The following is a 10766-nucleotide window of genomic DNA, read 5'->3' as shown; positions in this document are numbered from 1 at the left end:
ATCGGCGAGACCACCCTTCAATGCGAACACCCGCGTGTACCCCTTGCCCCACAGCGCAGCCGCCGCCCGGGCGGCTGATCCTTCCTCGGGTCAGGTTCAGTAAAACACGAGATCGGTATCACGTGGAAGCTCGGACGCTCGATCCAATAACCGGGCACCATCGATGTGGCGCTTGGCGAACGCTTCGGGGGAACGCACGTCCACGATGATCGCGCCGCCGGCATCGACCCGGCGCTTCACCTCGGCGGCGTCCAACCGCGGCACCTCCGGAGACGACCCAGCCATCACTCCACCTTCCTTTCTGTGGTCTGGCGCTCTTCGCCCGCCCGGCATGGTCCTCCTGTGCCGTGGGTGCCCGCGATCGCGCTGGCGGGCCGGACCGCGGTCCGCTGGGTCACGGCAACGCTCGCCAGGACGAGGAGCGCCGCCGCGATCGTCGTCGCGCCCACCGGCTCACCGATCAGAAGGGCGGACCACACAAGCGTGAGGACCGGCTGGGCGAGCTGCACTTGGGCGATGCGGGCGACCCCACCGATCGCCAGCCCCCGGTACCAGGGAAAGAACGCCAGGAACATGCTGACCACCGACACATACGCAAACCCGAGCCAGGCGGCGGTCCCCGCCGAGATGCCCCCGCGGCCTGCCGCCACGACAACCGCCGGCACGGAGACGGGGAGGGACGCCACGAGCGCCCAGCAGATCACCCGCCACCCGCCCAGCTCGCGCGACAGCGCCCCGCCTTCGGCGTATCCGAGCGCCCCGAGGACGACCGCGATCAGCACGAGCAGGTCGGCGGCTTGAACCGTCCCGGCCCCCTCCGTGGCTGCGAACGCGAGCACAGACGCCAGACCGAACGCACAGGCGATCCAAAAGCCAGGCGTTGGCCGTTCGCCCGCGCGCACAACGGCCATGACCGCGGTCGCCGCGGGCAAGAGCCCCACGATGACGGCGCTGTGTGCCGACGTGAGGTGTTGGAGCGCGAGGGCGGAGAAGAACGGAAACCCGATGACCACGCCGCCGCCCACGATTCCGATCCGCGCCCACAGGCGTCGCGGAGGAACGGCCTCGCGCCGGATGCCCAGCCAGGCAAGCGCCAGCGCCGTCGCCACGACCGCCCGGCCCAGGCCAACAACCGTGCCATCGAGCTGGCTCACGGCGATGCGGGTCGCCGGGAGCGTAAAGCTGAACCCCAGCACGCCGAGCGCCCCAAGCATGATCCCCTCGGTCGCGCGGGCCTTCGAGTCCGACCATGGCTCACGATCCCCCATTGATTGGGGCAACGCCGCCGATGAAAGAACCATCCCGCCGAGGGGAGGCCGCGCCACAAATAGCGAACGTATGTTTGCGATATTAAAGCAACCTGGACAAGGAGCGAGGCGTCTCTTTATGGAATTGGAAGCGCCAAATTATTGCCTCTTGCCGCAGCTAGGAGTCACGATCTAGACCGCTGCACTGACCACGACGTCAGAATCGGAAAGAGGTGGCGAATGTCGGTCCAGGCTCAGGCGTTACCGCGCGGACGTCAGCTCAGCCTCATGCAAATCATCCTCGCCTCGTCGGCGGGGACCGTGATCGAATGGTATGATTTTTATATTTACGCCAGCCTCGCAGTCTTCTTCGGCACCCTGTTCTTCCCGAAGGCCAATCCCACGTCGGGGTTCCTGCTCTCCCTGGCGACCTGGGGCACCGGCTTTCTGGTGCGGCCGTTCGGCGCGGTCGTTTTCGGGCGGATCGGCGACCTCGTCGGCCGCAAGTACGCGTTCCTTGTCACGCTGAGCGTGATGGGGATCGCCACGACGTTGACCGGCCTCGTGCCGACCTACGCGCAGATCGGCATCTTCGCGCCCGCACTGCTCGTGCTGTTCCGGCTGATCCAGGGCCTCGCCCTCGGCGGCGAGTACGGCGGCGCCGCCACGTATATCGCCGAGCATGCGCCCGATGCGCGCCGAGGGTACTACACATCCTACATCCAGACCACGGCAACGGTGGGGATTGCGCTCGCGCTTCTCGTGGTGCTTGCCTTCCGGCTGTGGCTCGGCGATGCCGCGTTCAGAGATTGGGGCTGGCGCCTGCCGTTCCTGGTCTCGTCGGTCCTGCTCATCGTTGCCATGTACATCCGGCTGCGCCTGCAGGAGGCCCCCCTGTTCGCCAGGCTCAAAGAGCAGGGCAAGTCATCCAGGGCGCCGCTCAAAGAAAGCCTGGGCACCCGCAAGAATTGGAAGATGATCCTCCTCGCGCTCATCGGCGCGACGTCCGGCCAGGCGACCGTGTGGTACACGGGCCAGTTCTATTGCCTTCTCTTTCTGCAGACGCAGGTGTTCCCGAGGACGGACTTCGTGTCACCGCCGCTCGTGGTCTCAATTGCGATCGTCCTCGCGACCCCGTTCTTCCTCGTCTTCGGGGCGCTGTCGGATCGGATCGGCCGGAAGCCGGTCATCATGGCCGGCCTGCTGCTCGCGGCCCTGACGTACATCCCGATTTACCACGGGATGAAGAATAGCGGCGGGAATTGGGCGGTTCTCATCCCGCTCGTCTTCATTCAGGTCATCTACGTGACGCTGGTGTACGCGCCGATCGCGGCCTTCCTAGTCGAATACTTTCCGGCCCGGATCCGGTACACGTCGATGTCCGTGCCGTACCACATGGGCAACGGGTGGTTCGGCGGCCTGACGCCCCTCATCGCGGCATCGATCTCCGTGGCCACCCACAATATCTATGCGGGGCTGTGGTGGCCCATCATAACCGCCCTCGTGTCCTTCGTCGTCGGCGGCCTGTTCCTGCCCGAGACCAATAAAACCCGCATCTGGGACGAGGTGGGAGGCGAACTCGCGCCGGGGACTGCAGGCGAGTAAGCCGCGCCGGCGGCGGCGCATCGTCGACCAGCATTCGGGGCCGCCGTCTGGCGGCCCCGAGCCGTTATGGACGGAGCCGGCCCCCCGGCGCCGCGGCGACTCCGCTGTCCGCCTCGGGCTCATCTCGCCGTCCACCCGCCGTCGATCGGCAGCGCCGCGCCCGTGATTCCCTGCGCCGCGTCCGAACAGAGGTAGACCGCCAGAGACGCCACCTCCGCCGGCTCCAGCAGGCGCTTGATCGCCTGCACCTCGAGCATGATCTTCTCGACGACCTCGGAGGGCGGCACGTTGAACACCCGCGCCTGGTCCTCGATCTGTCGCTCGACCAGCGACGTGCGGGCATAGCCCGGGCAGATCGCGTTGACCGTGATCCCCTGCTGGGCCACCTCCCAGGCGGCCGCCTTGGTAAACCCCACGATCCCGTGCTTCGCGGAGACGTAGGCAGACTTGAAAGGCGACCCGACGAGACCGTGGGCGGACGAGATGTTGATGACCCGGCCCCAGTTCCGGCGAATCATGTGCGGGAGCGCGTACTTCGTGCACAGGAAGGTGCCGGTGAGCATGACGCCCACGAGGCGCGCCCAGCGCTCCTCGGGAAACTCGGTGACGGGCGCGACGTGCTGCAGCCCCGCGTTGTTGACCATGATGTCGAGCCGCCCAAACGCGCCGGCCGTCTCATCGATCATGCGCCGCACCGACGAGACGTTGGAGACGTCCGTCTGCGCGAACGTAGCGCGCCCGCCGGCCTGCGTGATCTCCTCGACCGTCTCACGGCCTCCTGCCGCGTCCACATCGGCGACGCAGACGGCCGCGCCGTCCGCGGCCAGCGCGAGTGCGATGGCCCGTCCGAGCCCCGAGGCGGCGCCCGTCACCACGGCGGTCCGATCTCTCAAGTTGCCGCGACCGATCGTCATCGTCCCCCATCCGGGCGCGCGTTAGATCCGCCGCGCCCGCCCCTGCCAGTACGGTTCTCGCAGCTCACGCCGCGTCACCTTTCCGTACGCGTTGCGTGGGATCTCCGCGGCGAATTCGACCCGTTTGGGCTTCTTGTAGCCGGCGAGATGGTCCCGGCAGAACGCAATCGTCGCCGCTTCGCCCAGGTCCGCGCCGGGGGCGAGCACGACGACGGCCATCACCGCTTCCCCCCACTCATCGTCGGGGATCCCGAACACGACCGCGTCGTGGATCGCCGGATGCCGGAGCAACACGTCCTCCACCTCCCGGCAGTACACGTTCGCGCCGCCGGTGATGATGACGTCGCGCGTCCGGTCCTGCAGGAAGAGATACCCGCGGTCGTCGAGATACCCCAGGTCCCTCGTGTGCAGCCATCCGTTGCGGAGGGCCTCCGCCGTCGCCTCGGGGTTCCGCCAGTACCCCGCCATCACGACCTCGCCCCGCAGGACGACCTCGCCGACCGCGCCCGGCGGAAGCGGCGCGCCGGTCCCGTCAACGATTCGCACCTCGACATCCGTCCGCGGCGTCCCCGCCGAACTCAACCGGCGGGGCTCCGCGGAGTCGCCGAGGACGGCCGGGTCGAGCGCGGTAATCGTCATCGGCGCTTCCCCCTGCCCGTACAGCTGGATCAGGATGGGGCCAAACGCGGCGACGGCGTCCTCGACGTCGCGCGCGGCCATCGGCGCCCCCCCGTAGACGATCGCGCGCAGGCTCGACAGATCGTGCCGCGGCCGCTCCGGAGAACGGACGAGGCGGGTCACCTGGGTCGGACTGAGGAACGCGATCACCGTCACCCGGCGCTCGGCGATCTCACGGAGGAGTGCTCCCGCGTCGAACGACCGCGGCGGGAAGATGATATTGTGCGCCCCTTTCGCGATCGCGGGTAGGGCGTACAACCCGCTGCCGTGCGTCAACGGCGCGGCATGGAGGACGACATCGGCGGCAGCAAATGGGTAAATGTCCGCGAACACGTTCATCGTCATGGCGAGAAGGTTGCGGTGGGTCAGCATGGCGCCTTTCGGCCGGCCCGTCGTGCCCGACGTGTAGAACAGCCAGGCCACCGCACCGGCGTCCACCTCCACGTCGGCAACATCCGAGGCTCCCATCGACAGCACGCGATCGTAGCTCAGGGCGCCGCCGGCGGCTTCCGAGGCGACCAGCTCTACCGGCGGCATCTCGCCGCGCACGCCGTCCAGCCCCGCAAGGAATTCGGAGTCGGCCACCAGTACGCGCGGCCGCCTGTCCTGCATGATCACGGCGACCTCGCGCGGGTGCAACCGCGCGTTGATCGGGACGGCCACCGCTCCCAGCGTGAACGCGGCGAAGAGCGTCTCGAGAAGCGCCGGACCGTTCGATTGGAGAATCGCCACGCGATCGCCCGTCCCGACGCCGAGCGCCTGGAGACCCCCGGCGAACGACCCCACGCGCGCCCGGAACCCCTGGTAGGTCTCCTGGCGGTCCCCGCACGTAAGCGCTGGCCGCAAGGGATAGGTCCGCGCCGCCTTCGTCAGAAGCGCCGCGACGTTCATCGCGCTCGGGGGCTACCCGGCATGCGCCGTCGGGGGCCCAAACCGGTCCGGCGAGAGCGCATCGAGCGAAAGCGATGGCTTCCCGTCCACGATCCACTCGGCGACAGACCGGCCGACCCCGGGGCCGAGACAGAAGCCGTGTCCACTGAACCCCGCGGCGACGAAGCAGTCCCGGAAACCCGGCAGGGGGCCAATCATCGCGACCTCATCCGGCGTCACATCCAGCAACCCCGACCACATCCGCTCGACCGGGACGCCCTCCAGCGCGGGGATGCACGCGCTGATCCTGCGCAGGGCGCTCTCGCGCGCGGCGCGGGGGTCGGTCTCGCCGCGCATGACATCTCCACCGATCAACATCGCCCCACCGGAAGCGGGCCGGCAATAGACGCCCAACTCACGCGAGATGAGAAACTCCTTGCACACGGGTCCGGTCGGCCCCGTCCGTATGAGCTGCGATCGAACCGGGGTAATCGGCAGCGTCACGCCGAGGCGCATCGCCAGGAGCGGTGTGTAGGGTCCTGCCGCGAGCACCGTGACCCTCGGGCGCACCTCGATGCCGTCGGTCACGATTGAGACGACCCGCCGATCCTCCACCGTGAAATCCAACGCTTCGGTCTCCGCGAGCAGCCGTCCCCCCGCGTGCTCGACGGCGCGCGCAAGCGAGGGCATCACGAGCGTGGGCTCGGCGATGCCGTCGGTGGGGCAGTACTTTCCTCCCGCGCACCGATCGGATACGGCCGGCAGCCGCGCGCGCAGTTGTGCGGCCGTCAACATCTCGACCCCGAGTCCTAACGCGCACTCGCGTGCCGCCCGCTCCTCCAGTCGGGTCATCTCGTCGCGGCTCATGGCGACGAAGACGTTGCCGTCACGGCGGTATCCCGTGTGACCCTGCAGCTCCTTTTCCAACGTCCCCCACACCTCGACCGCGGCCATCGCGAGCGGGAGCTCCCGTGGATCACGGCCTTGCTGGCGCACCCCTGCCGCGGTGCGTCCCGACGCCTCCCAGCCGACGGTGCGCCGTTCCAAGACCGTCACGGCCCGTCCGCGCCTGGCGAGGTAGAATGCGGTCGCCAGCCCGACGATCCCCGCACCGATCACGGCGACATCGGTCTCCGAGGTCTGCTGCCCGTCCAGGTCAAACAGCGCACGCATGCCGGACCTCCTCGTCACACCATGCAGGATATTTGATGTTGCTTCCTCTAAGTCCGCCTTTGAGTTTCCCCACGCCGGCTGCGGTTCGACTGTAGCCGGGATGCTTCCCGAGGCGACGCGGTGAAACGGTATCTGGTAAAGCGGCTCCTGAGCGCGGCCGTGCTCCTATGGCTGGTCGGCTCGGTTGTCTTCTTTTCCGTGTATCTGCTTCCCGGCGATCCGGCCCAGATTATCTTGGGCGGGCTCGACGCGCACCCGAGCCCGGATCAGCTGCAGCGGGTCCGGGACCAGCTGGGGCTCAGTCGCCCGGTCCTCGTCCAGTATCTCGGGTGGGTTGGCGGCCTCGTCCAAGGGGATCTCGGCCGGTCGCTCGTCTCCGGCCGCGCGGTGACCGGCGACCTCTCGGTGCGGCTCCTCCGCACGCTCCAGCTCATCGTGCCGGCCGCCGTGCTCTCGACGGCGCTCGGGGTCACGGCCGGCGTCTACGCGGCGCGCGCGCGCAGCACGTTCATGGATCCCCTCGTCTCCGGGATGACACTGCTTGGGTTTTCCGTCCCGGTGTTCGTGATCGGCCCCATCCTCGTCTCGATCTTCACGCTGTGGCTCAAGCTCCTGCCTCCGGGCGGCTACGTGGGCCCCGGGGAGAGCCCCGGCGGCTTCGCGATCCACCTCGTCCTCCCGGCCGTAGCACTGGCCGCGGCCCCGATGGCGACCGCGATGCGGATGACCCGTTCGTCTGTGCTCGAGCAGTTGTCGTTGGACTACGTGCGGACGGCGCGGTCCAAAGGACTCGCCGAATCGCGCGTGGTCGGCCAGCACGTGCTGCGCAACGCCCTCCTGCCGGTGCTGACGGTCCTCGGCCTCCAGGTCGGCGCGATGTTCGCGGGCAGCGTCCTCGTCGAAACGATCTTCAACTGGCCCGGGATGAACCTGTTCCTGCTCCAGGCGCTCGGCCAGCGCGACTACCCGATCATCCAGGCGGTCGTGCTGATCGCGGCCGCGATCTTCATCGGCACGAACGCGCTGATCGACGTGACCTATGCCGTTATCGACCCTCGCATCCGGTACGGTTAGCGCCCCGGCGGACTGGGCCCGCCGCCGTCGCGTTCGCCGGCTGCAGCTCCTCGTGCCGGCGGCGGTCGTCGGCATAGTGGCGGCGCTGGCGGCCCTCGCGCCTCTCCTCACCCCCTACGGCGCGGAGACGATCGACCCGCTCCTCAGGATGGCGCTGCCGTCTCCGGTGCACCTCTTGGGCACAGACGAGTTCGGGCGGGACATCCTCAGCCGGGTGGCGTTCGGGGCCCGCATCACCCTCCTCGTCAGCATCGCCAGCATCGGGCTGGCGGTGAGCATCGGGACCCTGCTCGGTAGCGCCGCGGCGTTCTTCGGGGGGGTGGTCGATCTCGTCGTGATGCGGATCGCCGACGGGCTGCTCTCCTTCCCTCCGATCCTCCTCGCGATCTTTGTCATCACCTTCCTCGGGCCGTCCGTGGTCAACGTCATCTTGGTCATCGCCCTGCTCTACATCCCTCGGTTCGCGCGCGTTGCCCACGCCGCGACGCTCTCCGTCAGGGAGACCGAGTATGTGCAGGCCGCGCAGGCCCAAGGCGCGCGCCCGGCCCGGATCCTGCGCCGCGCCGTGCTGCCGAATATCGCCGCGCCTTTGTTCGTGCAGGCGTCCCTCGGCCTCGGCCACGCCATCCTGCTCGAATCGGGGCTGAGCTTCTTGGGACTCGGGGCTCCACCGCCGGCCCCGTCGTGGGGACGCATGATCGAGCAGTCGAGCCGGTTCATGACCCTGAGCGTCTGGCCGGTCATCTGGCCCGCGGCGATCGTCTCGGGCACCGTGCTCGCCTTCAACCTGCTGGGGGACGCGCTGCGGGACTGGCTCGACCCACGGCTGCGGGGATCGGTATAGAGGCCGGGACCGGGACGGCCGGCATCGAAGAGACAAAAGACCCGGGACCGGCTGATCGCGCCGGTCCCGCCGATGGGAGGGAGCGCCGTGCGTATGGGAAGGAAGATTCTGGCGGGGGTGCTGGTCGTTGCGGTCCTGGGAGTGCCCGCCGTGGTCGGGGGAGCGCCCGGGCCAGCGTCCGCCTGCCCGGTGCAGGGCGGCGTCCTGAGGTTTGGGCTCTACCGCGATCCGACCGGGCTGGATCCTCATCTCAACTTCGGGGCCACCAGTTCTTCGCTGCAGGGGAACGTCTACGACACCCTCGTCGAGTACGATGCCCGCGGCAACCTCGGGCCGGGCCTAGCGGAGTCGTGGACGCAGCCCCAGCCCACGGTCTACATCTTCAAGCTGCGCCGGAATGTGACGTTCCACGACGGAACGCCGCTCACGTCCGCGGACGTGCTCTATTCCTTCAAGCGGATCCTGGACCCGCAGACCAAAGCGACCCGGCAAAAGGAGTTCGAGGACCTCGTCGAGAGCACCCGCGCGCAGGACGAGTACACGGTCGAGGTGCGCCTGAAGCACCCGAGCGCGACGTTCCTCGACATCCTCGCCGGCCGCGAGACGTTCATCGTGAGCAAGAAATGGGCCGACGCCGGCGGGGACTTCAAAAAAGCGATGAACGGGACCGGCGCGTTCCGGCTGACGAGCTATGAACCCAATGTCCGATACGTCCTGGAGCGGTATCCAAAAGCGTGGGACCCCGCCTGCCTGGATCGCGTCGAACTGGTCCCCATCCTGGACGACCGCGCCCGCGTCAACGCGCTCAGGAGCGGACAGTCCGACTTCGTGGAGTATCTGCCGTGGCAGGACACCGAGTTCCTCATGCGTGAGCGGGGGTTCCGCGTCTACCGCGGGTTCGAGGTCTTCAACATGATCCGGCTGAACCCCACGCGCCCGCCCCTCACCAACCCCAAAGTGCGGCAGGCGCTCAACTTCGCGATCAATCGGCAGACCGTGAGCCTGACGGCGTTCGGCGGACAGGCGCAGCTGATGGACGGCTTTCTGCTTCGAAAGGACGCGTGGGCCTACAACCCTGAGACGAGCAAGGTCTGGAAGTACGATCCCCAACGGGCGCTCGCGCTGCTCAAGGAGGCCGGGGTCCAGCGTCCTGGGGACCTCCATCTCGTGCTCGAATCTGCCAACCTCACTGTGCATCTCGACACCGCGCAGGTGGTCGCGACCATGCTGCGCTCGTTCGGGGCGACGGTGGACCTCAAGATCAACGATGTCGCGACCTTGTTCCAGAAGCGGGTCACCGGGGATTTCATGATGATGATGGACGGCCTGAGCCTGCCCTGGGCCGACCCCGACTTCTACTACCGCTACTTCCATTCGACGGGAACGGCCTACGCGGCGGCGGTGAAGTTCAAGGCCGAGCGGCTGGATCAACTGCTCGAGGAAGGGCAGCGCATCACGGACCGGACGAGGCGCAAAGCGATCTACGCCGACGCGGAGCGCGTCCTCTTCCAGGAAGCGCCGTGGATCTTCATCGTCTGGCGCCCGCAGGCCGAGGCGGCGCGCAGCTCCGTCAAAGGGTATGTCAGGCTGCCGGGGGGGCTCGGCGCCTTCAGCGTCGGCTACCTCAATCACGTCTGGATCGAAAAATAGAAGGAAGGGGCACGATCATGCGATTGGGCGACATGACCTGGACCGAGGCTCGGGAGGCGATCGCCTCGCGCGTCACCGCGGTGATCCCCCTCGGCTCGATCGAGGAGCACGGCCCGCACAGCCCGATGGGTGACTACGCCATCGTCGACGAGATCGCCGCGCGGGCGGCGGAGCTGACCGGTGACGTTGTGGCGCCGACGATTCCCTACGGTTATTCCGAGTACTTCCGCAACTTCCCCGGCACGATCACGCTCAGGGAGTCGACGCTGGATGCCGTGCTCGAGGACACCGTGGACTGTCTCCTTCGCCACGGGTTCCCCCGGATCGCGATCATGAACGGCCACGCCGGCAACGCCGGAATCGTGGAGCTCGTCGCGAGACGCTTCCGCCGCCAGCGCGGGCTCGTGATCCCCTCCATCGCGCCGCTGGCATTGATGCAGGCCCCGGAGGTCGTCGCGCGCGTCTACGGGCCGAACGCGGAGTTGGGCCACGGCGGCGAGCCGGTGGGGTCCCTGATGATGCACCTGCGGCCCAACCGGGTGCAGCTCGAGCGGGCCGGTGCCTGGGGCCGCCGCAAGGTCTTCGGCTGCCCCACCGACGGGCTCGGCGCCATCAGAGTGGAGGGCATGCGGGTCGCGGTGCCCCTCGACATGGAGGACGTGGCGCCCCCGGAGACGGGCAGCCTGTCGGACCCCGGGCTCGGAACCCCGG

General features: G+C 68.3%; 10 protein-coding genes. 5 read left to right on the top strand and 5 right to left on the bottom strand.

Features of this window, described 5'->3' with window-relative positions:
- Window positions 1–96 precede the first annotated feature (96 nt).
- Both VFP86_16465 and VFP86_16460 read right to left on the bottom strand, forming a co-directional pair.
- Window positions 97–285, bottom strand: coding sequence for a rhodanese-like domain-containing protein (locus VFP86_16465; protein ID HET9001233.1), 189 nt, complete (start codon window positions 283–285; stop codon window positions 97–99).
- On the bottom strand, window positions 285–1268 hold the full coding sequence (locus VFP86_16460) for a DMT family transporter (protein ID HET9001232.1): 984 nt from the start codon (window positions 1266–1268) through the stop codon (window positions 285–287). The genes VFP86_16465 and VFP86_16460 overlap by 1 nt, the downstream gene beginning before the upstream one ends.
- A gap of 219 nt (window positions 1269–1487) precedes the next feature.
- Here VFP86_16460 and VFP86_16455 point away from each other — a divergent pair, with 219 nt between their 5' ends.
- Window positions 1488–2852, top strand: coding sequence for an MFS transporter (locus VFP86_16455; protein HET9001231.1), 1365 nt, complete (start codon window positions 1488–1490; stop codon window positions 2850–2852).
- Window positions 2853–2971: 119 nt separating this feature from the next.
- On the opposite strand, the gene VFP86_16450 is transcribed toward VFP86_16455, so the two are convergent.
- The 3 genes from VFP86_16450 to VFP86_16440 are packed head-to-tail and all read right to left on the bottom strand — an operon-like array spanning window position 2972 to window position 6487.
- Window positions 2972–3766, bottom strand: a complete 795-nt coding sequence (locus VFP86_16450; GenBank protein ID HET9001230.1) for a 3-hydroxybutyrate dehydrogenase — start codon at window positions 3764–3766, stop codon at window positions 2972–2974.
- Window positions 3767–3787: 21 nt separating this feature from the next.
- Window positions 3788–5335 carry a long-chain fatty acid--CoA ligase gene (locus VFP86_16445; protein ID HET9001229.1) on the bottom strand — a complete coding sequence of 516 codons (1548 nt, stop codon included), beginning with the start codon at window positions 5333–5335 and terminating at the stop codon, window positions 3788–3790.
- 12 nt (window positions 5336–5347) lie between these two features.
- Window positions 5348–6487 (bottom strand): FAD-dependent oxidoreductase, encoded by a 1140-nt coding sequence (locus VFP86_16440; protein HET9001228.1) that lies wholly within the window; start codon window positions 6485–6487, stop codon window positions 5348–5350.
- Window positions 6488–6607: 120 nt separating this feature from the next.
- Here VFP86_16440 and VFP86_16435 point away from each other — a divergent pair, with 120 nt between their 5' ends.
- The 4 genes from VFP86_16435 to VFP86_16420 form a co-directional block, all read left to right on the top strand.
- On the top strand, window positions 6608–7561 hold the full coding sequence (locus VFP86_16435; GenBank protein HET9001227.1) for an ABC transporter permease: 954 nt from the start codon (window positions 6608–6610) through the stop codon (window positions 7559–7561).
- Window positions 7527–8405, top strand: coding sequence for an ABC transporter permease (locus tag VFP86_16430; protein HET9001226.1), 879 nt, complete (start codon window positions 7527–7529; stop codon window positions 8403–8405). Before VFP86_16435 ends, VFP86_16430 begins: the two co-directional genes overlap by 35 nt.
- Window positions 8406–8498: 93 nt before the next feature.
- Window positions 8499–10055 (top strand): ABC transporter substrate-binding protein, encoded by a 1557-nt coding sequence (locus tag VFP86_16425; protein ID HET9001225.1) that lies wholly within the window; start codon window positions 8499–8501, stop codon window positions 10053–10055.
- Between the two features lie 17 nt (window positions 10056–10072).
- Window positions 10073–10766 (top strand): creatininase family protein (locus VFP86_16420; protein ID HET9001224.1); only part of this gene is annotated, 694 nt, incomplete at its 3' end.

The organism is bacterium (genome assembly GCA_035703895.1).
Classification (GTDB): Bacteria; Sysuimicrobiota; Sysuimicrobiia; order Sysuimicrobiales; family Segetimicrobiaceae; genus Segetimicrobium.
Note: the sequence above shows the minus strand (reverse complement) of the source record. Positions and strands in the feature narration are given on the sequence as shown.